17 protein-coding genes and 1 riboswitch are annotated in these 26,488 nt (G+C 74.7%); of the genes, 10 read left to right on the top strand and 7 right to left on the bottom strand.

Annotation, left to right across the window (positions count from 1 at the left end):
* Positions 1-6: 6 nt before the first annotated feature.
* A riboswitch (cyclic di-AMP (ydaO/yuaA leader) is annotated at positions 7-163 on the bottom strand.
* Between the two features lie 293 nt (positions 164-456).
* Positions 457-2,919 (top strand): DNA helicase PcrA, encoded by a 2,463-nt coding sequence (gene pcrA / locus C9F11_RS25160; RefSeq protein WP_138961375.1) that lies wholly within the window; start codon positions 457-459, stop codon positions 2,917-2,919.
* A 62-nt stretch (positions 2,920-2,981) separates the two neighbouring features.
* On the opposite strand, the gene C9F11_RS25165 is transcribed toward pcrA, so the two are convergent.
* Positions 2,982-4,544, bottom strand: coding sequence for a M23 family metallopeptidase (locus C9F11_RS25165; protein ID WP_138961376.1), 1,563 nt, complete (start codon positions 4,542-4,544; stop codon positions 2,982-2,984).
* A gap of 222 nt (positions 4,545-4,766) precedes the next feature.
* The gene (locus tag C9F11_RS25170) at positions 4,767-5,618 is read right to left on the bottom strand and encodes an alpha/beta fold hydrolase (protein WP_138961377.1); all 852 of its coding nucleotides are present in this window, start codon (positions 5,616-5,618) and stop codon (positions 4,767-4,769) included.
* Between the two features lie 390 nt (positions 5,619-6,008).
* On the opposite strand from C9F11_RS25170, the gene C9F11_RS25175 reads away from it, so the two are divergent.
* Positions 6,009-6,425 carry a cobalamin B12-binding domain-containing protein gene (locus C9F11_RS25175; RefSeq protein ID WP_138961378.1) on the top strand — a complete coding sequence of 139 codons (417 nt, stop codon included), beginning with the start codon at positions 6,009-6,011 and terminating at the stop codon, positions 6,423-6,425.
* Between the two features lie 83 nt (positions 6,426-6,508).
* Here the strand turns inward: C9F11_RS25175 and C9F11_RS25180 are convergent, their stop codons facing one another.
* Positions 6,509-8,245, bottom strand: a complete 1,737-nt coding sequence (locus C9F11_RS25180) for a DUF5691 domain-containing protein (RefSeq protein WP_249401879.1) — start codon at positions 8,243-8,245, stop codon at positions 6,509-6,511.
* A gap of 38 nt (positions 8,246-8,283) precedes the next feature.
* Positions 8,284-9,711, bottom strand: a complete 1,428-nt coding sequence (locus C9F11_RS25185; RefSeq protein WP_138961379.1) for an SWIM zinc finger family protein — start codon at positions 9,709-9,711, stop codon at positions 8,284-8,286.
* A 202-nt stretch (positions 9,712-9,913) separates the two neighbouring features.
* Here C9F11_RS25185 and C9F11_RS25190 point away from each other — a divergent pair, with 202 nt between their 5' ends.
* From C9F11_RS25190 to sucD, 5 genes are all read left to right on the top strand, one after another.
* Positions 9,914-11,068, top strand: coding sequence for an AAA family ATPase (locus C9F11_RS25190; RefSeq protein WP_138961380.1), 1,155 nt, complete (start codon positions 9,914-9,916; stop codon positions 11,066-11,068).
* Positions 11,065-13,575, top strand: coding sequence for a DUF5682 family protein (locus C9F11_RS25195; RefSeq protein WP_249401880.1), 2,511 nt, complete (start codon positions 11,065-11,067; stop codon positions 13,573-13,575). The genes C9F11_RS25190 and C9F11_RS25195 overlap by 4 nt, the downstream gene beginning before the upstream one ends.
* Positions 13,576-13,943: 368 nt before the next feature.
* Positions 13,944-15,140: a VWA domain-containing protein gene (locus tag C9F11_RS25200; protein ID WP_171076119.1), complete on the top strand. Its 1,197-nt coding sequence runs from the start codon at positions 13,944-13,946 to the stop codon at positions 15,138-15,140.
* Positions 15,141-15,570: 430 nt separating this feature from the next.
* A complete protein-coding gene (gene sucC, locus C9F11_RS25205; RefSeq protein WP_138961381.1) occupies positions 15,571-16,749 on the top strand; it encodes an ADP-forming succinate--CoA ligase subunit beta in 1,179 nt (392 codons plus the stop codon).
* A 21-nt stretch (positions 16,750-16,770) separates the two neighbouring features.
* Positions 16,771-17,655, top strand: a complete 885-nt coding sequence (gene sucD, locus C9F11_RS25210; protein WP_138961382.1) for a succinate--CoA ligase subunit alpha — start codon at positions 16,771-16,773, stop codon at positions 17,653-17,655.
* Positions 17,656-17,724: 69 nt separating this feature from the next.
* Here sucD and C9F11_RS25215 read toward each other — a convergent pair whose 3' ends face one another.
* On the bottom strand, positions 17,725-18,855 hold the full coding sequence (locus C9F11_RS25215) for a helix-turn-helix domain-containing protein (RefSeq protein WP_249401881.1): 1,131 nt from the start codon (positions 18,853-18,855) through the stop codon (positions 17,725-17,727).
* 107 nt (positions 18,856-18,962) lie between these two features.
* Between C9F11_RS25215 and C9F11_RS47500 the strand changes: the two genes are divergently transcribed.
* Positions 18,963-20,906: a DUF6350 family protein gene (locus C9F11_RS47500; RefSeq protein ID WP_171075835.1), complete on the top strand. Its 1,944-nt coding sequence runs from the start codon at positions 18,963-18,965 to the stop codon at positions 20,904-20,906.
* A gap of 1,349 nt (positions 20,907-22,255) precedes the next feature.
* Here C9F11_RS47500 and C9F11_RS25225 read toward each other — a convergent pair.
* The gene (locus tag C9F11_RS25225) at positions 22,256-23,125 is read right to left on the bottom strand and encodes a sodium/proton-translocating pyrophosphatase (protein WP_138961384.1); all 870 of its coding nucleotides are present in this window, start codon (positions 23,123-23,125) and stop codon (positions 22,256-22,258) included.
* A gap of 287 nt (positions 23,126-23,412) precedes the next feature.
* Here C9F11_RS25225 and purN point away from each other — a divergent pair, with 287 nt between their 5' ends.
* A complete protein-coding gene (gene purN / locus C9F11_RS25230; RefSeq protein ID WP_138961385.1) occupies positions 23,413-24,033 on the top strand; it encodes a phosphoribosylglycinamide formyltransferase in 621 nt (206 codons plus the stop codon).
* Positions 24,030-25,625 (top strand): bifunctional phosphoribosylaminoimidazolecarboxamide formyltransferase/IMP cyclohydrolase, encoded by a 1,596-nt coding sequence (purH, locus tag C9F11_RS25235; RefSeq protein ID WP_138961386.1) that lies wholly within the window; start codon positions 24,030-24,032, stop codon positions 25,623-25,625. The genes purN and purH overlap by 4 nt, the downstream gene beginning before the upstream one ends.
* A 74-nt stretch (positions 25,626-25,699) precedes the next feature.
* Here purH and C9F11_RS25240 read toward each other — a convergent pair whose 3' ends face one another.
* Positions 25,700-26,332: an RDD family protein gene (locus tag C9F11_RS25240; RefSeq protein ID WP_138961387.1), complete on the bottom strand. Its 633-nt coding sequence runs from the start codon at positions 26,330-26,332 to the stop codon at positions 25,700-25,702.
* Positions 26,333-26,488 lie beyond the last annotated feature (156 nt).

Here is a 26,488-nt window from a genome sequence, read left to right on the forward strand (position 1 = left end):
GGAGGCGACTCCTTCCGTGGACCGCCTACCGGGTTAGCTGTCGGGTTCGGGCGGTTCGGAAGGGCTGCCCTACCGGCCCGTGCGAGGCGCAGCGGGACGGATTCACCCCAGGATCATGGTGGGTCCCCGGCTCCGGGCGCGTCGGGATCGGCGCGCGGCGGACTCGGCGGAGGCCGCGCGGCCCGGCGTGGTTCGCCGGTTTGGGGGGACGTGCGGCCCGCGGAGCACGCTAGCCAACTCCTGTGGCGCGGGGGAAGATTGATGTTCGATATGCCCGATACGTTTTCGTGACTTTCCGCACCTCCGTGTCCTCCCCGGCGCCGCCGCGACGCGGCTCACCTGCGGCGTGGCCCGGCGTGACCGCCCGGTGGCACCCCGTGGACGGCGCTGGGCGGCCGCGGCGGTGGCCGGAACCCGGGGTGGTTTGTCAGTGGGGCCGCCTAGACTCGGGAGGCGATGAGCAGCCTCTTTGACGACAGCTTCCTGGCGGACCTCAAGCCCTCGCAGGGCGCTGAGGAGGAGCCCCCGCCGCCGCCCGAGGACAGCGCTCCGGAGCCGATTCCGGACGACCTGTTCGACGGGAGGTTCGACGCGCCCGCACCCCGGGACGGGTACTACCGGGACGGCGCCCCCCGCCCGGCCCTCGACCCGGCGGCGCTCCTCGACGGGCTGAACGAGAACCAGCGCGCGGCCGTCGTGCACGCGGGCTCCCCCCTGCTCATCGTCGCGGGCGCGGGCTCCGGCAAGACCCGCGTACTGACCCACCGCATCGCGTACCTGCTCGCCGAGCGCGGGGTGCACCCCGGCCAGATCCTCGCGATCACGTTCACGAACAAGGCAGCGGGCGAGATGAAGGAGCGCGTCGAGCAGCTCGTCGGCCCGCGCGCGGGCGCGATGTGGGTGTCGACGTTCCACAGCGCGTGCGTGCGCATCCTGCGCCGCGAGTACAAGAAGCTGGGCTTCACGTCCTCGTTCTCGATCTACGACGCCGCGGACTCCAAGCGCCTGATGGCCCTGGTCTGCCGGGACCTCGACCTGGACCCGAAGAAGTTCCCGCCGAAGTCCTTCAGCGCCAAGATCTCGAACCTGAAGAACGAGCTGATCGACGAGGAGGACTTCGCCGCCCAGGCCGCCGACGGCTTCGAGAAGACCCTCGCCCAGGCGTACGCGATGTACCAGTCGCGCCTCCGCGAGGCCAACGCCCTGGACTTCGACGACCTGATCATGACGACGGTGCACCTCCTGCGCGCCTTCCCGGACGTCGCCGAGCACTACCGCCGCCGCTTCCGGCACGTCATGGTCGACGAGTACCAGGACACGAACCACGCGCAGTACGCGCTGGTGCGCGAGCTGGTCGGCCCCGCTCCGGCGGAGGGCGAGGAAGGCGAGGGGCCCGCCGAGCTGTGCGTGGTCGGTGACGCCGACCAGTCCATCTACGCCTTCCGCGGCGCCACGATCCGCAACATCCTCCAGTTCGAGGAGGACTACGCGGACGCCACCACGATCCTCCTGGAGCAGAACTACCGCTCCACGCAGACGATCCTCAGCGCCGCCAACGCGGTCATCGAGCGCAACGAGAGCCGCCGCCCCAAGAACCTGTGGACGAACGCGGGCGCGGGCGCCGGCATCACCGGCTACGTCGCCGACACCGAGCACGACGAGGCGCAGTTCGTCGCCGACGAGATCGACCGCCTCACGGACGCGGGCGACGCGAAGGCCGGCGACGTGGCGATCTTCTACCGGACGAACGCGCAGTCGCGTGTCTTCGAAGAGATCTTCATCCGCGTCGGCCTGCCCTACAAGGTCGTCGGCGGCGTCCGCTTCTACGAGCGCAAGGAAGTCCGCGACGTCCTGGCCTACCTGCGGGTTCTCGCCAACCCGGAGGACGGCGTACCGATGCGCCGCATTCTGAACGTGCCGAAGCGCGGCATCGGCGACCGCGCCGAAGCCATGATCGACGCGCTGGCGCAGCGCGAGAAGATCTCCTTCCCGCAGGCCCTGCGCCGCGTGGACGAGGCGTACGGCATGGCGGCCCGCTCGGTGAACGCCGTCAAGCGGTTCAACACGCTCATGGAGGAGCTGCGCACCGTCGTGGAGTCGGGCGCGGGCCCGGCGGTCGTCCTGGAGGCCGTGCTCGAACGGACCGGGTACCTGGCCGAGTTGCAGTCCTCCACGGACCCGCAGGACGAGACGCGCATCGAGAACCTCCAGGAACTGGCCGCCGTGGCCCTGGAGTTCGAGCAGGAGCGCCAGGAGGGCGAGGCGGGGTCGCTGTCGGACTTCCTGGAGCGGGTGGCGCTCGTCGCCGACTCCGACCAGATCCCGGACGAGGAGGACGACGGCTCGGGCGTCATCACGCTGATGACGCTGCACACCGCCAAGGGCCTCGAATTCCCCGTCGTGTTCCTGACGGGCATGGAGGACGGCGTGTTCCCGCACATGCGCGCCCTCGGCCAGACCAAGGAGCTGGAGGAGGAGCGCCGCCTCGCGTACGTCGGCATCACGCGCGCGCGGGAGCGGCTCTACCTCACGCGGTCCTCGATGCGCAGCGCCTGGGGCCAGCCGTCGTACAACCCGCCGTCGCGCTTCCTTGAGGAGATCCCGGCGACCCACCTGGAGTGGAAGCGGACGGGTTCCGTCGGCGCACCCGCCTCGTCGGGGCCCGCCGGGGGAGTGGCGTCCTCACTGTCGTCGTCGCGCTCGCGCGCGGGGGGCGCGCAGGGCTTTGCCACGCGCCGGGCAGCGGAGAAGCCGGTGGTCTCGCTCGCCGTGGGCGACCGCGTCACGCACGACCAGTTCGGCCTCGGCACGGTGGTCGGCGTGAAGGGCAGTGGGGCGAACGCCGAGGCGACGGTGGACTTCGGCGGGGAGAAGCCGAAGCGCCTGCTGCTGCGGTACGCGCCGGTCGAGAAGCTCTGAGCGACTCCTCGTGGAGGGGGCCCCGGCCGCCTCCACGAGGGGGCGGCGGTGCTCGCGTCCGCCTACGTCGGGTCCAGGCCGTGGCTGCGCAGCCACGGCAGGGGGTCTATCGCCGAGCCGCCGCCGGGGCGCACCTCGAAGTGCAGATGGGGGCCGGTGGAGTTGCCGGAGTTCCCGGAGAAGGCGATGGTGTCGCCCGCCTTCACGGGGCCGTTGGAGATCTTGTGCGTGGAGAGGTGGCAGTACCACGTCTCCGTGCCGTCCTTGGCGGTCACGATCGCCATGTTTCCGTAGGCGCTGTTCCACTTCGTGGAGACGACGCCGTCGGTCGCGGCCATCACGGGCGTGCCGTACGACACCGGGAAGTCGATGCCGGAGTGCTGCGACATCCAGTTGATGCCCGCCTGGCCGTAGTACGCGCTCAGGCCGTGCTGGGCGACGGGGAGCGCGAACTTCGGGCGCAGCCGCTCCTTGCGCGCGGCCTCGGCGACCGCCTTCCGGTGGGCGGCGTCCTTGGCGGCCTTGAGGTCAATACGTTCCTGCGTACGGCTCGCGCGGTCGGCGAAGTCGCCCGCGTCGGCCGAGAGGTTGGCCAGCTGCGTGTCGAGCTTGTTGTTCGCGGCGGACGGCTGCACGGACGCGGTGTCCGGGGCGGAGGCCGCCCGCGTCTCCTTGGTGTCGTCGTCGCCTCCGCTGAGGCCGCTCACCGACGCGGCGGCCACTCCCGCGACGCCCATCACACAGGCCGACGGCACGGCGACGGTGAGCAGCGCGGAACGCTTGGCGGGGGAGCGGCGCGACCGGGTGCGGGTGCGCGGGGCGGCGGCGCGCGCGGAGCGGGGGCGCTCGGCGGGGGCGTGCTCGCCGGGGTTCGCATCCGCTTCGATGTCGCCGAGTGCGTCTCCGGGCGTGTCGTCGGCCGTGAACTCGTGCTCGCCGGTGGCCGGTTGGCCGTACGCGCCGGACAGGGTGTCGCCGTTCTCGTAGGCGTCGCCCGCGTCGGGGGCTGCCGCGGCGGTCGCGTCCGCGGTCTCGGTGCCGTACGTCTCGGGCGTCGCGCCGTACGGCTCGTGGCCGCCGTCCGCGTTCCAGGCGGTGGCGTCGTACGCGCCGGTGTCGAAGACCTGGGTGGCCCACTGGCCGGTCTGCTGGGCGTCGGCCCAGGGACCGGCGTCCCAGGTGGCGGTGGCGTCGGGGCCCGGCTGTGACGGGATGTCCGCGAGCTGCTGGTACCCGCCGGTGTCCCACATGCCGGTGGTGTCGTGGCTGCCCGTGTCGTACGGGGAGAGGCCCTGCGGGGCGCTGAACCCGTCGTGGCCCAGGGGCTGCTGGCCCGTGGTGGCCCACTGGCCGGTGTCGTAGGCCTGGCCGGGGAGCTCGCCGAAGAGCGGGTCGGAGGGGAAACCTCCGCCGACCGCGAATCCGGAGCCGGAAGTGTCGAAGACGCCCGTGCCGTCATAGCCACCCGGGGCGTTGAACCCGGTGGCGGCGAAGGTGCCGGTGGCGTAGCCGTCGTACCCGTAGCCGACGTGCTGCGCGCTCTGGTCGTAGGAACCGTAGGGAGCGTAGTCGGCGTCGGGTGCCGGGGCCGGAGCGGGGGTCTCCGGCGGGTGACGGTCGTTCACCAACTTCTCTTTCGCCTCGACAGCATGGGGGCTGGCAGCGCAGTGCCGCGACTGTACCCGGCGGTATGCGGGCGCGACAATCTTCGGCAGGTTCCGCGCTCGCAGGAAACGGGCATTCGGCCGCCTTTCGGCGGACTGTGGGCACAGGCTTGGCCTTGCGTTCGAGGAGTGTTCGAGGTCATTCGAGGTCAGGGGCCTTCGCGGCGTGCGGCTCTGCGACCGTCACGCCGTCAGGCCGTCGGTCGACGCCGGGGTGTCGGCGGCCGGGTCAGCGAGGTCGAGGACCTGCCGGATCGCCGAGGCGACGGCGGGGTGCACCGGCAGGGCGAGGTGCCCGATGCCGGAGACGCGGACGTTCTGCGCGCTCAGGTCGGGGTGGTCGACGCAGGCCGTCTCGACCGGGTCCATCACCTGGTCCAGCTCGCTCCAGAAGCTCACGAACTGCGTGCGGCAGCCCGGCGCGGGCTCCCGCAGCTCCTCGATGACGTCCGAGCCCGGCCGCATCTGCCGGACGATCGGGTGCGCGTCCGCGAGCGGCACGACGCGGGTGCCCGTGTGCGGGGTGCCGAGGGTGACCAGCGTGCGGACGCGGGCGTCGCCGCCGAGCCGCTGCGCGTAGTAGCGGGCGATGAGGCCGCCGAGGCTGTGGCCGACGATGTCCACGCGCTCGTGTCCCGTGCGCTCGCAGATCTCCTCCACGTGGCGGCCGAGCAGCTCGGCGGCCTTGCGGATGTCGCAGGTCAGCGGCGAGTAGTTGAGGGATTCGAGGTGCTGCCTGCCGTGCTGGGCGAGGTTGCGGCGCAGCAGGACGAAGACGGAGCGGTTGTCGATGAAGCCGTGCAGGAGCAGGACCGGGGGTTTGTCGCGGGCCGGCAGCCGCGGGGCGTCGGGCGGCGGTGGCTGCGGCGCCGGGCGCCGCTCCTGGACGATGCCCGAGGGGTACAGCAGCAGGTGCCCGGCGAGGATCGCGAGCTCCAGGGCCGTCGCCTTCAGCAGGGCGAAGGGGAGTCCGGCCAGGCGCGCGGGCAGCAGCGCGGCGCAGAGGCGAAAGGGCTGGATCCTGGTGACCGTCATGTCGACCTCCCGGTCGGCACATGGGCAGACACCCTTGTCCCCCGTGTGCCTCTCATAGGAAGCCGTGACCGAGGCATGACGAACCACGATGCGTCGCACCACGGACGAAGCTCCGCCGCCCCCGTGCCGTGCGGCTGACGGCACGGGGGCGCGGCGGCGGCCTCGCGGCGGCTCCCCTCGCGCGGCCCCCGGCTCTCGCCCCGTGAAACGGGGGCGGCGCGCAGCGAACGTGTCCCACCGTGTGATTTCCCCCTCCCTCTCCACCACGAAACTGCGTGCTGCGGGATGCTGGAGATAACGTTCGTTCACCTACCCGGCCGGTGCGGCGCGGGGTATCCGTGCTGGGACAGCGGTATTTCCGTACATGGACGTCGGTACATGGAGGCAGTGATGGGTGTGGGAGCCGGTCCGATCCGCGTGGTGGTCGCCAAGCCGGGCCTCGACGGCCACGATCGCGGGGCCAAGGTGATCGCGCGGGCGCTGCGCGACGCCGGCATGGAGGTCATCTACACCGGCCTGCACCAGACGCCCGAGCAGGTCGTCGACACGGCCATCCAGGAGGACGCCGACGCGATCGGCCTGTCCATCCTGTCCGGGGCGCACATGACGCTGTTCGCCCGCGTCATCGAGCTCCTGAAGGAGCGCGACGCGGCGGACATCCAGGTCTTCGGCGGCGGCATCATCCCTGAGGAGGACATCCCGCCGCTCAAGGAGATGGGCGTCGCGGAGATCTTCACGCCCGGGGCGACGACCACGGCGATCGTGGAGTGGGTCCGGGCGAACGTACGGCAGCCCACCGAGGCGTAGACCGGGGCGCGGCGCTCCGCGGGGCCGGGCCCTGAGGGCTTCTCCGGGCCGGGCGCCTTCCCCGGGCCGGGTGGTGACGTGCTTCAAGGGGTGAGCTCCTCCCGCATCTCCGCGCGCAGGCGCAGGGTGGTGACCAGGCGCTGGAAGGCCTCCGACCAGTAGCCTCCGGCGCCGGGCGCGGCGTCCTCGCGCTCGTCCGGCACGGCGGTGAGGGCGTCGAGCCGCACGGCCTCGGCCGGGTCGAGGCAGCGCTCCGCCAGGCCCATGACGCCGCTGAAGCTCCAGGGGTAACTGCCCGCGTCGCGCGCGATGTTCAGCGCGTCCACCACCGCGCGGCCGAGGTCGGGTGCCCAGGGCACGGCGCACCCGCCGAGCAGCTGGAAGGCCTCGGACAGGCCGTGCGCGTCGATGAAGCCCGCCACCCACGCGGCCCGCTCGGGCGCGGGCAGGGCGGCCAGGAGCTTGGCGCGCTCCGCCAGGGACACCGCGCCCGGGCCCGCCGCGTCGGGCGCCGACGGGGCGCCGAGCAGCGCCCGTGACCAGGTCGCGTCGTGCTGGCGGACGGCGGCGCGGCACCACGCGGCGTGCAGCTCGCCGCGCCAGTCGTCCGCGACGGGGAGCGCCACGATGTCGGCCGGGGCGCGGCCGCCGAGTCTGTGCCGCCAGGTCGCGAGGGGTGCGGCCTCCACCAGCTGGCCGAGCCACCAGGAGCGCTCGCCCCGGCCCGCGGGCGGCTTGGGGGCGACGCCGTCGCGCTCCATGCCCGCGTCGCACTCGTGCGGGGCCTCCACGGTGAGCGTCGGGGTGCTCGCGGTGCGGTCGAGCGCCACGCAGGAGGAGGCGCGGTCGGCCATGCGGGCGGCGAGCGCCGAGGCCGGCAGGGCGGACAGGAGCTCGGCGGCCGTGGCGCGGACGTTGCGGCTGCGGTCGCCGAGGGCCTGCTCCAGGAACGGCTCGTCGGCCGGGCCCAGGCCCGTGCGCAGCGAGTCGAGGAACATCAGCCGGTCCTCGGCCCGCTCCGTCGCCCAGGTGTCGGCCAGGAGCTCGCGCGCGGCGGCGGGGTCGTGGTCCCGGAGGGCGGTGAGGAGCGCGACGCGCTCCGCGAACAGGCCCTCCTGCCAGCGGCGTTCGACCTCTGCCCGGCCTTGTGCGCCGGTGGCCGCGGCGCGGTGCGGGGCGGCGCGCAGCGCGAACTTCCAGTCCGGGTTGAGCCCCGCGAGCCACCGGGCGCGCGGGCCCGCGAAGGCCAGGGCCTGGGGGCGCAGGTCGGTGCGGCCGCGGGCCGCGGTCAACAGGGCGGGCAGCAGCTCCGAAGGGGCCGCGAAGCCCCGGTCGATGGCCAGGGCCAGCCACTGGGGCAGCAGTTCCATCAGGTCGGGCGCGGTGCCCCGGCGGCCGCCGCCCGCCGTCGGATGGTCGGCGAGCAGGCTCGCGAGGCGGCGCCGGGCCGCGGGCGGCACGACGGGCCGGGGGTCCTCGGGAGCGGGCTCGGGGCGCGCGGCGGCGGGCGCGGGGCGCAGGCCCGCTCTGCGGTGCACCGTCTGGACGGCCGCCGCGTCCAGGAGGGCGATGGGGGCCTCCTTGCCGGGCGCGTCCAGGGGCGGTGTGCGCCGGTCCGTGCCCAGGAGCGCCGTCGTGACGAGCTCCTCCCAAGGGGTGCGGGTGAAGGCCGCCGCGCGGGCGGGGAGCGGGTCGGCCGGTGTCTGCGGGCGAGAGCCGGGCCGGGCCTCCGCCGCGGGGGCGGGGGCGGGGGGCCGCGGGGCGGTCGGCTCCGTGCGGGGCGTACGCGTCGTCCGCGCGCGCGTGGCGGGTGTCGTCATCTTCGCTCCCTCTCCTGTCACAGCCGTACGGTCTCCGTTCACAGCCGTACGGTCTCCGTCGTGCCGTCCGCCCAGGCCGCCAGCGGGGTGAAGCCCTGGTGGCCGCACTCGCCGAAGACGGTCAGCGGGGCGCCTCCGGAGAGGGCGACCAGGCGCCAGAGGCCGGAGCGGGACGCGGCGGACGGGGAGATGGGCAGGGCCGAGTCGCCGTCCGCGTCCGCCAGTTGCCATCCAGCTCCGGAGCCGGAGCCGGAGCCTGGGCTGGAGGTGGAGGCGCGGGCCGGAACCGGTATCACCCGGGCCAGGGTCGTCGGCCACGCGTCCACCCACGGGTCGTCGCGCAGCGCCTCGCCGTAGCGGGCCGTCGCCGCCGCCGGGGGCAGGCCCGGCGGGCGGCCCGCGGCGGGGGCCGGGGCGGTGAACTGCTCGCCCAGGTCGGCGCGGAGCCCGGGTGCCGCCGGATCGGCGGCGTACGGAACCAGCTCGGCGTCCAGGGCCAGGCCGACCGGCAGGCTGAGGGCGGGGGCGCGGCCCGCCGCCCCGTACGACAGGAGCAGGGCCGTGCGCCCGGACCGCTCGCCGTACACCCACACGCGGCGCGTGGTGAGCTTGCTGTCCGCTGTGTCGTACTGCGCGAGGACCTGCCACACGTCCCGGACCGGCGCGCCCCGGGCCGGTGCGGGCAGGCCGACGCGGGAGCGGACCGTGGCCGCCAGCGGGGCGGACAGCCGGTCGCGGTGCAGCCAGCCCGAGGCGAGCAGGTGCAGCAGGGCGCACTCCTCCAGGAGCCGGGCGGGCCAGCCGGACCCGGAGGAGGGTATGGCGCCCAACTCCCGCACCCGCGCGGCCAGTCCCGGGGCCTGGGCGTCGACCATGCGGGCGGCCGTCTCCTCCCACAGGCCGTACCCCGCCCGCTCGGCCGTGGCCAGGCCGCCGCGCAGCAGGTCGGCCAGACGGCGCTCCAGCTCCGTCGCGCCCGCCGTGACGCGCTCGGCCCGGCGCTCCGCCCGCTTGCGCGCCGCCTCCGGGTCGGCGGCCGTCCGCTCCTGCGCCGCGCCCGGACTCCGCCTCGTCTCCGCTCTCGCGCGCCGCGAGTCCAGCCACTCCCGCGCCCAGTCCGGCGGAGGGGCGCCCTCCGGCACCGCGTCCGCCGGGCTTTCAGGGCCCGCCGCGCCGCCCGGTCCCGCCCAGAGCAGCAGCAGGCCGAGCGCGTGCTTGCAGGGGAACTTGCGGCTCGGGCAGCTGCACTTGTACGCGGGGCCCGCCGCGTCCGCCACGTCGATCACCGTCTGGTACGGCTTGCTGCCGCTGCCCTTGCACAGTCCCCACACCGCCCCCTCGCCCGAACTGCCCGTCTGCGACCACGGCCCGGCGCCGCCGAGCCTGCTTCCCGCCTTGCGTGACGATGCGTCAGGTGCCAGTGCCAGCACCTGGTCCGCCGTCCAGCGCACCCCCTGCTGAGTCATGTCGTCGACGGTAGGTCCCGCCACTGACAATCAGCCGCTATGGCTGCGTCCGAGCAGGTCAGAGGCGTGCAGGGGCCGATTGTCAGTGGCGTGGTGCACCGTGGAACCACATCGCGGCCGAGCCGTCGGCGAGGCCGCGTCGTTGCCGACGCATGCGCGCTTCGGGTGGCTCGCGCATGCCCGAGCTCGAGGGGGGACCACCATGACCGTTTCCGTGGAACCGACCGGCGGACGCGCCGCGTCCGCGAGGCCCGCGGAAGGCGGCGGAGAGCGCGCGACGCAGGAGCTGCGGCCGCACGCCGAGGACGCCTTCGCCGCCGAACTCGCCGCGCTCGCCGCACAGGACGACCGGCCGCGCCCGGCCCGCTGGCGGCTCTCGCCCTGGGCCGTGGCCACGTATCTGCAGGGCGGCACACTGCCGGACGGAACCGTGATCACGCCCAAGTACGTGGGCCCGCGCCGCATCGTCGAGGTCGCCGTCACCACGCTCGCCACCGACCGCGCCCTGCTGCTGCTCGGCGTGCCCGGCACCGCGAAGACCTGGGTGTCCGAGCACCTCGCCGCGGCGGTCAGCGGCGACTCGACGCTCCTGGTGCAGGGCACGGCGGGCACGCCCGAGGAAGCCATTCGCTACGGGTGGAACTACGCGCGGCTGCTCGCCCACGGCCCCAGCCGCGACGCGCTCGTGCCCAGCCCCGTGATGCGCGCCATGGCCGAGGGCATGACGGCCCGGGTCGAGGAGCTGACCCGCATCCCCGCGGACGTCCAGGACACGCTGATCACGATCCTGTCGGAGAAGACCCTGCCCATACCGGAGTTGGGCCAGGAGGTGCAGGCCGTCCGCGGCTTCAACCTGATCGCCACGGCGAACGACCGCGACCGCGGGGTCAACGACCTGTCCAGCGCGCTGCGCCGCCGCTTCAACACGGTGGTGCTTCCGCTGCCGGAGAGCGCCGACGCCGAGGTCGACATCGTCGCGCGCCGCGTCGACCAGATCGGGCGCTCCCTCGACCTGCCCGCCGCGCCCGACGGCATCGACGAGATCCGCCGCGTCGTCACCGTCTTCCGCGAGCTGCGCGACGGCGTCACGGCGGACGGCCGTACGAAGGTGAAGTCGCCGAGCGGCACGCTCTCGACGGCCGAGGCGATCTCCGTGGTCACCAACGGCCTCGCGCTCGCCGCGCACTTCGGGGACGGCGTGCTGCGCCCCGGTGACGTCGCCGCGGGCATCCTCGGCGCGGTCGTACGGGACCCGGCGGCGGACGCGGTGGTCTGGCAGGAGTACCTGGAAGCGGTCGTGCGCGAGCGCGACGGGTGGAAGGACTTCTACCGCGCGTGCCGCGAGGTGAGCGCGTGAGCACCGCTGCGGGGCGGGGCGGCGGGCCGCTGCTGCTCGGGGTGCGGCACCACGGCCCCGGCTCCGCGCGCGCGGTGGGGGCCGCGCTCGACGCGGCGGCGCCGGGCGTGGTCCTGATCGAGGGCCCGCCGGAGGCCGACGACCTCGTACGGCTCGCCGCGGACGAGGACATGCGGCCGCCGGTGGCCCTGCTCGCGCACGTGGTGGACGAGCCGGGCCGGTCGGCGTTCTGGCCGCTCGCGGAGTTCTCGCCGGAGTGGGTGGCGATCCAGTGGGCCGTGCGGCGGGGAGTGCCGGTGCGGTTCATGGACCTCCCGGCCGCCCACACCCTCGCGCACCGGGAGGAGGAGCCCGGCGGGCCGGGCCCCGGCAGGGGGGACCCCATCGGCACGCTCGCCGACGCCGCGGGGTACGACGACCCGGAGCGCTGGTGGGAGGACGTCGTCGAGCACCGCGGGGCGGGTGCCGACCCGTTCGCTCCGTTCGAGGCGCTCGGCGAGGCCATGGGGGCGCTGCGCGAGACACCGGGCAGCGGCGGCGAGCACCGGGACCTGCTGCGCGAGGCGTACATGCGGCTGCAAGTACGGGCGGCGCAAAGGGAGTTCGGGGCCGAGCGCGTCGCCGTGGTCTGCGGGGCATGGCACGTGCCCGCCCTGCGGCACCGGACGACGGTGGCCGCGGACCGGGCGCTGCTCAAGGGCCTGCCGAAGGTCAAGGTCGACATGACGTGGGTGCCCTGGACGCACCGCCGCCTGGCCCGCAGGAGCGGGTACGGCGCGGGCGTCGACTCGCCCGGCTGGTACGGCCATCTGTTCGGCGCGCCCGACCGGCCCGTCGAGCGCTGGCTGACCAGGGTCGCGGGACTGCTCAGGGAGGAGGGCAGGATCGTGTCGTCCGCGCACGTCATCGAGGCGGTGCGGCTCGCCGGCACGCTCGCCGCGATGCGCGGGCGGCCGCTGGCCGGGCTCACCGAGACGACCGACGCGGTACGGGCCGTGATGTGCGACGGCTCGGACGTGCCGCTCGCCCTGGTGCACGACCGCCTCGTCGTCGGCGACGTGCTCGGCGAGGTGCCGGAGTCCGCCCCGGCCGTGCCCCTGCAGCGGGACCTCGGCCGCCTCCAGCGCAAGCTGCGGCTCAAGCCGGAGGCGCTGGAGCGGGAGGTGGAGCTCGACCTGCGCAAGGAGACGGACGCGGCGCGCGGCAGGCTGCTGCACCGGCTGCGGCTGCTCGGCGTCGGCTGGGGCGAGCCGGTGCGGTCGCGCGGCAGCACCGGGACGTTCCGGGAGACCTGGCGGCTGCGGTGGGAGCCGGAGCTGTCGGTGCGGGTCGCCGAGGCGGGGGTGTGGGGCACGACCGTGGCGGGCGCCGCGACCGCCAGGGCGGAGGCGGACGCGGTGGGCGCGGAGGCCCTCGCCGACGTCACGGCCCTGGCGGAGCGGTGCCTGCTGGCCGAGCTGCCGTCGGCCCTGCCGGTGGTGATGCGCGTGCTCGCCGACCGGGCGGCCCTGGACGCGGACGTGGGGCACTTGGCGGAGGCGCTGCCCGCGCTGGTGCGGTCGCTGCGGTACGGGGACGTGCGGGGCACGGACACCGGGGCGCTGGGGGAGGTGGCGCTCGGGCTCGTGGAGCGGGTGTGCGTGGGGTTGCCGTCGGCCTGCGTGGGGCTCGACCCGGAGGCGGCCGAGCGGATGCGGGGGCGCGTGGACGCGGTGCACGGGGCCGTGGGGCTGCTGGGGTCGCTGGGGTCGCTGGCGGCTTCGGCTGCGCCTGAGCCGGGGGCTGGTGACGCGGTGCCGGGCGGCGGGGGCCGTGCCCACCCCTCCGGCCCGGGGGCGGGTGTGCGTGCGCGTTGGCTCGGGGTGTTGCGGGGGCTCGCTGGTGGGGAGCGGGTGGTGGGGGTTGTCCGGGGGCGGTGCGCTCGGTTGTTGATGGATGACGGGGCGCTGCCGGAGGGGGAGGCCGCGCGGTTGATGGGACTCGCCCTGTCCCGGGGGAGCGAGCCCGGTGAGGCGGCCGCGTGGATCGAGGGCTTCGTCGGCGGGGGCGCGGGCGGCGGAATGCTGCTCGTGCACGACGAGCGGCTGCTCGGGCTCGTCGACCAGTGGCTCACGGGAGTCTCGGCCGAGGCGTTCGTCGACGTACTGCCGCTGCTGCGGCGGACCTTCTCCGCATACGAGGACGGGGTGCGACGCACGCTGGGCGAGCTGGTGCGGCGGGGGCCCGGCCGGGGCACGTCCGCGGCGGCCGCCGCCGGGGTGCCCGGGTTCGCCCAGGAGCTGGACCGGGAGCGGGCGGACGCGGTCCTGCCGGTGGTGGGGCTGTTGTTGGGGCTGGGCGGAGACGCGGACGATCGACTCAAGGGCGGTGGCGAGGTGTACGCGAGCGCGGACGACGGTGACGGTGACACGGGCTGGGGCGGCGGCCGCGGCGACGGCCGAGGCAGCGGTTCCGGCAGCAGCCGAGCCACGGCCCTGCGGGACAACGGCCTTGTGGGGGCGGCGTGATGACACCTACGGAGGCCACGCGTGGCGCGGGGGCCGCGGGGGCCGCGGGCGGCACGGGGGCTGTAGAAGTCACGAGTGGCGCGGCGGCCGCGGAGGCCACGGAGCACGTGGACGGCGTGAAGGGCACGGAGGTCGTGGAGGCCACGGAGCGCGCAGATGGCGTGAAGGGCGCGGACGTCATGGAGGCCACGGAGAGCGTGGACGGTGTTGAGGTCGTGAACAGCGGTCAGGGCACGGGCGGCGGTAGCGGGGGTGAGGTCGCAGATGACGCTGCTGTCGCGGACGGCGGTGACGGCGGTGACGGCGGTGACAGCGGTGACAGCGGTGACAGCGGTGACGGCGGTGACAGCGGTGAGGGCGGTGACGGCGTGGGCGTAGTGGAGGCCGCTGAGGGCGTGGACGGTGGCGTGGGGGGCGAGCGGGTGCGGCGGTGGCGGCTTGTGCTGGGTGGGGGCGGGGCGGACGGGACGGGGTGCGCGCTGGCGGGGCGGGACGTCGCGATGGACGGGGCGCTGTCCTCGTTGTACGGGGGCGGGGGGCGGAAGACGGACCGGGGGCAGGGGCGGTCGGCGGGGCTCGGGGCGTCGGCGCCCGCGGTGGCGCGCTGGCTCGGTGACATCCGGACGTACTTCCCGTCGTCCGTCGTGCAGGTCATGCAGCGCGACGCGATCGACCGCCTCGGCCTGTCCGCGCTGCTCCTGGAGCCGGAGATGCTGGAGGCGGTGGACGCGGACGTCCATCTGGTCGGCACGCTGCTCTCGCTGAACCAGGCGATGCCGGAGGAGACGAAGGCCACCGCGCGAGCGGTCGTGCGGAAGGTCGTCGAGGACCTGGAGAAGAGGCTGGCCACCCGCGCGCGGGCCACGCTCACCGGCGCGCTCGACCGCAGCGCGCGGGTGCGCAGGCCGCGCCATCACGACATCGACTGGAACCGCACCATCGCGGCCAACCTCAAGAACTACCTGCCCGAGTACAAGACCGTGGTCCCCGAGCGGCTCGTCGGGTACGGGCGGGCCTCGCAGGCGGTGAAGAAGGACGTCATCCTCTGCATCGACCAGTCGGGTTCGATGGCGGCGTCCGTCGTCTACGCCTCGGTGTTCGGCGCGGTCCTCGCGTCCATGCGGTCGATCAGCACGCGGCTCGTGGTGTTCGACACCAGCGTGGTGGATCTGACGGACCAGCTCGACGACCCCGTCGAGGTGCTCTTCGGCACCCAGCTCGGCGGCGGCACCGACATCAACCGGGCGCTCGCGTACTGCCAGTCCCGGATCGCCCGCCCGGCCGACACGGTCGTGGTCCTGATCTCGGACCTGTACGAGGGCGGGATACGGAACGAGATGCTGAAGCGGGTCGCGGCCATGAAGGCCTCCGGCGTGCAGTTCGTGACGCTGCTCGCGCTGTCCGACGAGGGGGCGCCCGCGTACGACCACGACCACGCGGCCGCGCTCGCCGCCCTCGGGGCGCCGGCGTTCGCCTGCACCCCCGACCACTTCCCCGAAGTGATGGCCGCGGCGATCGAGCGCCGCCCGCTGCCCATACCGGACCGGAGCAGTACTCCTCGGTAACGGGTTGTGCGGCCGTTCGCGGGCGGGACGGCGAGCGGCGGTGTCCGGGCCCTCGCGAGGGCGGCGCGCCGTGCGGCGACTGATCGCGGGAGCGAACGGGTGGGGTCCGTCGAGAGCGTCACCGGCGGGGCCCGCCCGGGCCCGGAGGCCGTGAGGGACCGCGCCGAGGGGCCGCTCGCGGCCCGCTCGCCTACCACGCCGGGCACGATCTGTGACCGTCATCACCGCGCAAATGTGATCTGCGATTTAGGGACGCACGTCCCACGGCGATAACCTGCGAGACGGACATGCCGCGTACCGGACTCTTCGGCTACGCCTCCCTTGTGACAGCGCAGTCACGTTGCCCTTCGCGGCACGCCCACGCAGAGCACGCAGAGACTGAAGCCGCTAGCGACAGCGGCGCGAGATCACTGAAAAGGGACGGACGCGCGTGGACCTGTTCGAGTACCAGGCGAGGGACCTCTTCGCCAAGCACGGTGTACCGGTGCTGGCCGGTGAAGTCATCGACACGCCTGAGGCGGCGCGCGCGGCGACTGAGCGCCTTGGCGGCAAGTCGGTAGTGAAGGCGCAGGTGAAGGTGGGTGGCCGCGGCAAGGCCGGCGGCGTGAAGCTGGCGGCGACGCCGGACGAGGCCGTCGCTCGCGCCACGGACATCCTCGGCATGGACATCAAGGGCCACACGGTCCACAAGGTGATGATCGCCGAGACGGCCCCGGAGATCGTGGAGGAGTACTACGTCTCCTTCCTCCTGGACCGCACCAACCGCACCTTCCTCTCCATCGCCTCCGTCGAGGGCGGCATGGACATCGAGGAGGTGGCGGCCACCCGCCCGGAGGCCGTCGCCAAGACCCCGATCGACGCCAACAAGGGCGTGACCCCGGAGAAGGCGCGGGAGATCGTCGAGGCCGCCAAGTTCCCGGCCGAGGTCGCGGACAAGGTCGCCGACGTCCTGGTGACGCTGTGGGACACCTTCGTCAAGGAGGACGCCCTCCTCGTCGAGGTCAACCCGCTGGCCAAGGTCGCCTCCGGCGACATCCTGGCCCTGGACGGCAAGGTGTCCCTGGACGCCAACGCCGACTTCCGCCAGCCGGAGCACGAGGCGCTTGAGGACAAGGAGGCAGCCGACCCGCTCGAGGCTGCCGCCAAGGCCAAGGACCTCAACTACGTCAAGCTCGACGGCGAGGTCGGCATCATCGGCAACGGCGCGGGTCTGGTCATGTCGACCCTCGACGTCGTCGCCTACGCCGGTGAGAACCATGGCGGCGTGAAGCCCGCCAACTTCCTGGACATCGGTGGCGGCGCCTCCGCCCAGGTGATGGCGAACGGCCTGGAGATCATCCTCGGCGACCCGGCCGTCAAGTCCGTCTTCGTCAACGTCTTCGGCGGCATCACCGCCTGTGACGAGGTCGCCAACGGCATCGTCCAGGCGCTCGCGCTCCTCGAGGAGAAGGGCGAGAAGGTCGAGAAGCCGCTCGTCGTCCGCCTCGACGGCAACAACGCCGAGCTGGGTCGCAAGATCCTCTCCGACGCCAACCACCCGCTGGTGCAGCGCGTGGACACCATGGACGGCGCGGCCGACAAGGCCGCCGAGCTCGCGGCTGCGAAGTAAGGGACGAGGGACCAAACAGCCATGGCTATTTTCCTCAACAAGGACTCCAAGGTCATCGTCCAGGGCATGACCGGTGCCACGGGCATGAAGCACACCAAGCTCATGCTGGGTGACGGCACGAACGTCGTCGGCGGCGTGAACCCGCGCAAGGCGGGCACGACGGTCGACATCGACGGCACCGAGATCCCGGTCTTCGGCACGGTCGCCGAGGCGATGGAGAAGACGGGCGCCAACGTCTCCGTCCTCTTCGTGCCGCCGGCCTTCGCGAAGGCCGCCGTCGTCGAGGCCATCGACGCCGAGATCCCGCTCGCGGTCGTCATCACCGAGGGCATCGCGGTCCACGACTCCGCCGCGTTCTACGCGTACGCCGTGGAGAAGGGCAACAAGACGCGGCTCATCGGCCCGAACTGCCCGGGCCTGATCACCCCCGGCCAGTCGAACGCGGGCATCATCCCGGGCGACATCACGAAGCCGGGCCGCATCGGCCTGGTCTCGAAGTCCGGCACGCTCACGTACCAGATGATGTACGAGCTGCGGGACATCGGCTTCTCGTCGGCCGTCGGCATCGGTGGCGACCCGGTCATCGGTACGACGCACATCGACGCCCTGGCCGCGTTCGAGGCCGACCCCGACACCGACCTGATCGTGATGATCGGTGAGATCGGCGGCGACGCCGAGGAGCGTGCGGCGGACTACATCAAGGCCAACGTGACCAAGCCGGTCGTCGGCTACGTCGCGGGCTTCACCGCGCCCGAGGGCAAGACGATGGGCCACGCCGGCGCCATCGTCTCCGGCTCCTCCGGCACGGCCGCCGCGAAGAAGGAGGCCCTCGAGGCCGCCGGGGTGAAGGTCGGCAAGACCCCCACCGAGACGGCGAAGCTGGCCCGGGCGATCCTGGCCGGCTGACCTCCACGGTCCACAGAAGCGGGCCCGCACCCCTCACGGGGGTGCGGGCCCGCTTCTGTGCTCCCGGGGCTAGGACGCCTGCGGGGTGAGGCGCTCCGGGCCGGGGTGGGGCGCCGACCGCAGCTTCTGCTTGAGGGTCTCGTCCTCGGGGGTCAGGGGGCCCGGGCCCATGCGCGGGGGGACGCCGCTGATGGCCTTGCCGGAGGGCACGGGCGGCTCGTAGCGGGTGGGGGCCGTGCGCAGGGTCAGGGCGGTGGCGGTGACGATCAGCGCGGTGAAGGCGATGGCGGCGCGGGTCCACAGCCGGGCGCGGCGCTCGCTCGCGGTACGGACGCGGGCGGGGCGCGGGACGACGAGGCGCTCCGCGCCGCCGAGGGCGGTCAGCCGCTCGGCCAGGTCCCCGGGCCGGTCGGCGAGGCCGAGGCCGGGCAGGTGCGCGGCCACCGTTCCGCGGGCGCTGAGCAGCCGGCCCGCCGCGGTCGGGGTGCTGGCCTCCGTCTCGGCGGCGGTCTCGGGCAGGTCGAGCCCCACGCCGTCGTAGAGCATCAGGGTGCGGCGCTGGGCGGGCGGCAGGCCGAGCAGGGCGTCGAGGACGGCGCGGTCGGACGCGTCGGCGGGCGGTGTGTCCGGGTGCCGCAGGGCGGGGCGGAAGCGGTGCCAGGGGGACAGCGCGTACTCGTGGGCGGCCGCGCGGACCCAGCCCGCCGGGTCGCGGTCCACGGCGACCTCGGGCCAGCGCTGCCAGGCGAGCTGGAAGGCGCGCTCCACGGACTCGGTGGCGAGGGCGCGGTGGCCGGTGAGGGCGTAGGTCTGGCGGAGCAGGGCCGGGGCCGTGCGGGCGCAGAGGGCGTCGAAGGCCTCCTCGGCGGTGGCCGGGGGCGCGGGTTCGGCCTGTTCGGCGGGGTCCGGGGCGGGGGCCGGGGCGTCGGGGGCCGGGGTGCAGGGAGGCGGGGCCGCCGCTTCCGCGAGGGACTCCAGGAGCTTGGCGTAGGCCGCGCGTCTGCTGCCGCGCGGCTCGGTGCGGCCGGACTCCCAGGAGCGGACGGTCTCGCGGGTGACGCCCACGAGGGCGGCGAGCTGGGCCTGGCTCAGCGGCTTCGTCTCGCGCAGCCTGCGGCGTTCCTCGGGGGGCGGCAGCGAAGGGGGTCCCCCCTGCTCGGGCGAGGCCGTGAGCTTGGGGGAGGCCGGGCTCTGGGTCATGGCTCGCCGTCCCGCCGTACGAAAAAGAACATAAACGTATCTTGGGCGACACATCCGGTATTCGCCTGTTACGCCGTGAAAGCGCGTGTCGTTGGGAGCATGGCGGGGTGACCCACCTCACCGACTCCGGCTCCTGGCCGCCGCCGCAGGAACAGCCGAACGCGTCAGCCGTGGCGGAGCGGACGCATGACGGTTCGTCAGGGCTCGCCACGGGGGTGCTGGGCGGGGCGGTCGCGGCGGGGCTCGGCCTCGGCGCGTTCGCGGTCCTGGTGATGGTCCTGTGGATCAGCTCGCCGTACCCGGACAGCGGGCCCGACGGGGCGCTGCACGTCGCCGCGTCGCTGTGGCTGCTCGCGCACGGCACGGAGCTGATCCGCACCGAGACGCTGTCCGGGGCGCCCGCGCCGGTCGGTGTGACCCCGCTGCTGCTGCTCGCGCTGCCGTGCTGGCTGCTGCACCGGGCCGCGCGGGACGCGGCGGACCCGCAGGGGCGCGCGATGGGGGTGCGGGCGGCGTGGTGGGGCGTGGTCGCGGGCTACCTCCTGGTGGGGTTCGCGGCGACGTTGTACGCGGCGGGCGGTGAGCTGCGGCCGTCGTGGCCGAGCGTGGTGTGGCACGTGCCGGTGCTCGCGGTGGCGGCGGCGGGCTCGGGGGTGTGGACGGCGCACGGGCGGCCGCGGGGGCCGCTGCCCGGGGTGGTGACGCGCGCGGGGGAGCGGCTTCCCGCCGGGGTCGTGCGCCTCTTCGTACGGGGCCGGGGGCGGGCCGTCTGCCGGGCCGCGGCAGCTGGGACGGTGCTGCTCGTGGGCGGGGGCGCGCTGCTCGTCGGGGTGTCGCTCGTGCTGCACGGCCCGCTGGTGCGGGCGTCGTTCCTCGAGCTCACCGGGGTGTGGTCGGGGCGGTTCGCGGTGCTCCTGCTCGCGCTCGCGCTGCTGCCGAACGCGGCGGTGTGGGGCGCGGCGTACGGGCTCGGGCCCGGGTTCGTGCTCGGTACGGGGACCGTGGTCGGGCCCCTGGGCGCGGGGGCGGCGCCGCTGCTGCCGGAGTTCCCGCTGCTCGCGGCGGTGCCGGGGGCCGGGGGCGGGTCGCCGTTCACCTGGGCGGCGGGGGTGGTGCCGGTGGTGGCCGGGGGCGCGGTGGGGTGGTTCGTGGCGGGGGCGGCGGCCCCGGCGCACGGGGAGCGGGAGCAGGCGTGGCCCGCGGGGCGGACGGTGCTCGTGGTGCTGGGGGCGGCGGTGGGGTGCGGGGGCGCGTGCGGGGTGCTCGCAGGGGCGGCCGGGGGCGCGATGGGGGTGGGGGGGCTTGCGGAGTTCGGGCCTGTGGGGTGGCTCACGGGGGTTGCGGCGGGCGCTTGGGTGGGGGTGGTGGGGGTGCCGGTTGCGCTGGGGGTGCGGGGGTGGCGGGTGCGGGTGCCTCGGGCCGGGCGGGTGCGGGTGCCTCGGGCCGGGCGGGTACGGGGGCCTCGGGCCGGGCGGGTGTGCGGGCCTCGGGCCGGGTGGGCCGCTCGCCTGGCGGGCCGCCTCCGCCCTTGGCCCCGCCGGGCCTCGCTGCCCGCGACCTCCGTGGCGGGGGGCTCCCAGCCGGGGTCCGCCTTGCCCGGGGCATACCAGCCGGAGGCCTCGCTGCCCGGGGCACCTCTCCCTGGGGCCTCGCTGCCCGGGACCTCCGTGCCTGGGGAATCCGTGCCCGGGGCCTCTCTCCCTGGGAGCTCCCTGCCGGGGGCCTCGCTCCCCGGGACCTCGCTCCCTGGGGCCTTTGTCTCTGGGCCTTCGGCCCCGGAGGGCTCTTCTCCTGAGGGCTCCTCGTCGGGGGCTTCTTTCCCTGGGGATTCCGATTCTGGGCTCTCCGCGGCCGGGTTCTCCGGGCCTGAGCCGTCCGGTTCGGAGGCTTCCGTGCCTTCCGGTTCCTTTGAGGACCCTGAGCCGCTGGAGCCGTTTGAGCCCTTGGCGGAGGAGGCTCCGGGGCTGCCGTCGCTCTTTGAGCCGTACGACTTCCTGCCGGAGCGCGATGAGGGGGCTCCGGGCGGAAGCGGAAGCGGAACGGGAACCTGAGCCGGGGGCTGGCGCCGCGCCCCTGTGCCGCGCCGCGGGCTGGTCCCGCCCGCCCCCGCCCGGAACGCTCTGGCCCCGGCGCTGCCGGAGGCGGGCCCTGCGGCCCTGCGTTCCGCGTCACGGGACTGGTCCCACCCGCCCGCCCCCGCCCGGCAGGGCTTAGCCCTGCGGCCCGCGCCGGGTTTGGCTTCGCCGAAGCTGGCCTCTGTTGAACGATTGCTCGGTACCTGGGGCTGTGCCCACCCGTCCCGCCCTGCGGGACGATTGCCCACAGGGGTGGGGTGGACTTGGGCCGGGCGCCCGCCTGCGCCTTGGGTGAGGCATGGCGCGTCGGCGGGCTTGTCGGGGCCGGGTGGTGTGTTGCCGGGGGTGGGCCCGCCGCCTGCCCCCGCCGGGGTGTTGGGTTCGGGGCGCGGTGCCTGGGGCCTCGGCTGGGGAAGCGGGGGGTTTGGGGCGGGTGGGAGGCCACCGTCGCGGTGGTGGCGGAACGACCTGCGGGGTGGTGGCGCTTCGGGTCGGGGCCGGGCCTGGCACGGCGGGTGGGGAGCCCGTCGCGGACGCGGCGGGGCCGCCCATCGGGCGGTGGCGCGTTGCGTGGGGGCTGGGCCTGGCAAGGCTGGGGTGTTTCGGGTGGGTGAGGAAGGCCGCCGCGGTGGCGGCGGCACGGGTTCCACGGGGCGGCGGCGCTCCGCGTCGGGGCTGCCCCCGGCAAGGCCTGGGCGTTTCGGGTGGGCGGGTGGGAAAGCCCGCCGCGGTAGCGGCGGTACAGGTCCACCGGGCGGCGGCGCTTCGCGTCGGGGCCGGGCCCGGCAAGGCCGGGGAGCTACGGGTGGGTGGGTGGGAAAGCCCGCCGCGGTAGCGGTGGTACGAGACCACGGGGCGGCGGCGCTCCGCGTCGGGGCCGGACCCGGCAAGGCCGGGGAGTGCTGGGTGGGAGGGTGGGAGAGCCCCCGCCGCGCGGCAGGGTGGGTGAGCCCCCGCCGCGCGGCAGCCGGGGCGGAGGGCGTCGCCCGCCAGGCCCCGGCCCGCAGGGGCAGGGCTCCACGCGTCGGGGCCGACCCTGTGGGCAGGGTCGGGAGCAGGCCGGAGAGGGTGCGGGGCTCTACGCCCTGGGCCCGGGCCCAGGGGTGGGCAGGGCCGGGGGCAGGCCGGTGCGGAGGTCTGGCGTCGGCCGGGGCGGACAGAGGGCCGGGCCGAGGACGGAGGCCGGGCTGAGGGCGAGGGCTGGGCCGGGCCGGGCCGAGGGCCAGGTCGGGCTGGGGCCGGGCCGGGCCGGGCCGGGCTGGGGCCAGGCCGGGCTGAGGGCGGGGGCGGGCTGGGGCCGGGCCGGGGTGAGGGCGGGGAGGGGGTTAGTCGCGGCCGGTGAGGAGGGGGCGGAGTTGCTTCGGGAGAAGGTCTTCGCAGGCCTGCTGCGAGGCCCCCGTGAGCGCGTCGTCCCGACAGGTGTAGTAGTCCCGGTAGATCAGCTGCGCGCCGAACGTCGCGAGGACCATGACCAGCGCCAGCGACGCCGTCACCAGGCCGCTGATCGCCGCCGTGGTCTGGGGCCGCGACCCGCGGCCCTGCGGCTCGGGCGCGGCCGCGGCGGTCGGGTCGGGGCGCCGCGGCTTGGCCCGCAGCGCGCTGATGGCCCAGTACATGCCGAGCGCGCCGAGCAGCAGGGCCACGTAGTCCCAGCCGAAGAGGGCGAAGAAGAAGGCCCACATGCCCGAGAGCAGCGCGTAGCGCGCGCGGCGCTGGGCGGGGTCGGTCGGGTCCCAGCGCAGCCCGCCCTGGCCGTTCTGCCCGCCGGGACCGTCCTGGCCCTGGCCGCGCGGCCGGTCGCCGAAGCCGCCGGAGGAGCGGCCGGGCTGCTGGTCGCTCCACTGGCTGCCCCAGGGGGAGCCCCCCTGGCCGCCGGAGCCCTGCTCGTCGGAGCCGGAGCCGGAGCCGCCCGGGTGCCGCGGGCGCCAGGGCTGCTCGGGCGCACCCTCGGGCGGCGGTGCGAACGGGTTGTCGTCCTGCGCGGAGCCCTGCCCGCCCGAGCCCTGGCCACCCGGGCCCTGCCCGCCGGAGCCCCGGCCGTCGCGCTCCTCCTCCGGCGCCGAGGACGAGGGGCCGGGCCGCCCCTCCCGGAGCAGCACCGCACCCGGGCCGGGTGTCGAGCCGTGGCGCCCGTCGTGCGTCGGTCCGTACGCGGACGCGAAGGGTGGCGTGAGGCGGAGGCTGCGGTCCGGCATCAGGTGTGCGTCTTCCCCTTGTATAGAGCTCTGGCACAGAGCGCTGGCGGTGCTCTGCGGCCCGGCTGTGCGGAGCCGGGCAACTCGGTGGTGGAGCTAGGCAACTCGGCGTTCGGGCGGCTGCCCCCACAGACGCTACCTTCCGGCCGCGCCCCCGTCCCGTGAGGGGCCGCCGGGTGTGCCGGTATCGTTGCTGACGGTCGGCCGCTTCGTAGAGTTCCCCGTATCGGGGGACGCGAAGCCTTCGTACGACCGTACAAAGAGCACTCCCGAGAAAGGGCCCCGTCGTGGCCAAGGCCAAGCGCCTCGTCGTGCTGGTCTCCGGATCAGGTACGAATCTCCAGGCACTGCTCGACGCCATCGCGGAGCACGGAGCGGACGCCTACGGCGCCGAGGTCGTGGCCGTCGGCGCCGACCGCACCGGCATCGCGGGTCTGGAGCGCGCCGAGCGCGCGGGCCTGCCGACGTTCGTGTGCCGGGTGAAGGACCACGGGACCCGGGAGGCCTGGGACGCCGCGCTCGCCGAGGCGACGGCCGCGCACGCGCCGGACCTGGTGATCTCCGCCGGTTTCATGAAGATCGTGGGCAAGGAGTTCCTGGCCCGCTTCGGCGGGCGCACGGTGAACACCCACCCCGCGCTGCTGCCCAGTTTTCCGGGGGCCCACGGCGTCCGCGACGCGCTCGCGTACGGCGCCAAGGTCACCGGCTGCACCGTCCACTTCGTCGACGACGGCGTCGACACCGGCCCGATCATCGCGCAGGGCGTGGTGGAGGTCAGGGACGAGGACGACGAGAGCGCTCTGCACGAGCGCATCAAGGACATCGAGCGAAGCCTGCTCGTCGACGTCGTGGGACGCCTCGCCCGCGACGGCTACAGCATCGAGGGACGAAAGGTAGTTATCCCGTGACCGCCGAAGGTACGACGCCCCAGACACCCCCCAGCACCGCGGGGGCCGATCAGCGGCCCATCCGCCGCGCGCTGATCAGCGTGTACGACAAGACCGGCCTGGAAGGCCTCGCGCGCGGCCTGCACGAGGCCGGCGTCGAGCTGGTGTCGACCGGGTCGACCGCCGCGCGGATCGCCGCCGCCGGTGTGCCCGTCACCAAGGTCGAGGAGCTGACGGGCTTCCCCGAGTGCCTGGACGGCCGGGTCAAGACGCTGCACCCGCGCGTGCACGCGGGCATCCTCGCCGACCTGCGTCTGGAGGCGCACCGCAAGCAGCTCCAGGAGCTGGGCGTGGAGCCGTTCGGCCTGGTCGTGGTGAACCTCTACCCGTTCCGCGAGACCGTGGCCTCCGGCGCGAGCGTCGACGAGTGCGTCGAGCAGATCGACATCGGCGGCCCCTCGATGGTCCGCGCCGCCGCCAAGAACCACCCGTCGGTCGCCGTGGTGACGAGCCCCGCCCGGTACGGCGACCTGCTCGCCGCGGTCCGCGCGGGCGGCTTCGACTTCGCGACGCGCCGCGCGCTCGCCGCCGAGGCGTTCCAGCACACCGCCGCGTACGACATCGCGGTCGCCAACTGGTTCCTGGAGACGGAGGAGGGCGCGGGCGAGCGCTTCCCGGCCTTCGTCGGCGCCGCCTTCGACCTGAAGAACCAGCTGCGCTACGGCGAGAACCCGCACCAGAGCGCCGCCCTGTACACGGACGGCCGCGGCGGTCTCGCCGAGGCGGAGCAGCTGCACGGCAAGGAGATGTCGTACAACAACTACACGGACACCGACGCCGCGCGCCGGGCCGCGTACGACCACGACGACCCGTGCGTGGCGATCATCAAGCACGCCAACCCGTGCGGCATCGCGATCGGCGGCAACGTAGCCGAGGCGCACCGCAAGGCGCACGCCTGCGACCCGCTGTCCGCGTTCGGCGGCGTCATCGCCGTCAACCGGCCGGTGACCAAGGAGATGGCGGAGCAGGTCGCCGACATCTTCACCGAGGTCATCGTGGCGCCCGACTACGAGGACGGCGCCCTGGAAGCCCTCACCAAGAAGAAGAACATCCGCGTCCTGCGCGCCCCGCAGGCGCCCGCCGCGCCCGTCGAGGTCAAGCCGATCGACGGCGGCGCGCTGCTCCAGGTCACCGACCGCCTCCAGGCCGACGGCGACCACCCCGCGAGCTGGACCCTCGCGACCGGTGACGCGCTGTCCCCGGGCGAGCTGGCCGAGCTCGCCTTCGCCTGGCGCGCCTGCCGGGCGGTGAAGTCCAACGCGATCCTGCTCGCCAAGGACGGCGCCTCCGTCGGCGTCGGCATGGGCCAGGTCAACCGCGTCGACTCCGCGAAGCTCGCGGTCGAGCGCGCGGGCGAGGAGCGCGCCCGTGGCGCGTACGCCGCGTCCGACGCCTTCTTCCCCTTCCCCGACGGTCTGGAGGTCCTGACCGCCGCGGGCGTCAAGGCCGTGGTCCAGCCGGGCGGTTCGGTCCGCGACGAGCTGGTGGTCGAGGCGGCGAAGAAGGCCGGCGTGACGATGTACTTCACGGGCACGCGGCACTTCTTCCACTGAGCCGGAGCACGAACGGCGCGGGCGCCGCACCCCTTTCCGAGGGGGTGCGGCGCCCGCGCCGTACGCGTACCGGGTCAGCCCTTGATGACGACCGTGCCGCACACCTTGTCGGCGAAGCACTGCTTCTTGTCGTCCCACAGCGGCCACAGATAGCCGATGTAGCAGGGGATGCTGTCGAGGAAGTGCGCGAGCTTGCGGACGAAGGCCATGCCGAAGCCGAGGAAGCTGCCGTCGGTCTCGCGCAGGACGCGGATGCCGACGACGCGCTTGCCGATCGTCTGGCCGGTCTTGCCCTCCAGGTGGATCTGGTAGAAGCCCATGAAGATCGTGTAGACGAGGGCGGCCACCGAGACGAGGGAGGCGCCCGCGGTCATGTCCTCGCCGCCGATGCCGACGGTGAGCCCCACGATCAGGTACAGCGGCACGATCGTGATCAGGCCGTCCAGCAGGGTCGCGCCCACGCGCAGGCCCCAGTGCGCCAGCTCCGGGCGGCCGTCGTGCCCCATGCCGTACCCCGCCTGCTGCGGGTACGCGCCGTACGGCGCCTGGCCGGGCTGGGGCTGCGGGTACGGGGCGTAGTGCTGCCCGGGGTAGCCGCCCTGCTGCGGCGGGACGCCCTGGGGGGCCTGCTGCGGGTAGCCGTATCCGGGGCCGTAGCCGGGCTGCTGGGGCTGCTGGCCGTAGGGGTTGGGCGGCGGCGTGCTCATGCTGGGGTGTTCCTCCGGTCGGAGCGGGGAGTGCGGGGACGTCACGGCACGCACGGAGGAACGTTCACAGATGCGTCGGTCCCCCCGACACCGGCCGCGGCACTGTGGTGCTCATCGTTCTTCAGCCCCCGCTTGTTTGTCCAGCCGCGTTCACCG

The organism is Streptomyces sp. YIM 121038, from assembly GCF_006088715.1.
GTDB lineage: Bacteria > Actinomycetota > Actinomycetes > Streptomycetales > Streptomycetaceae > Streptomyces.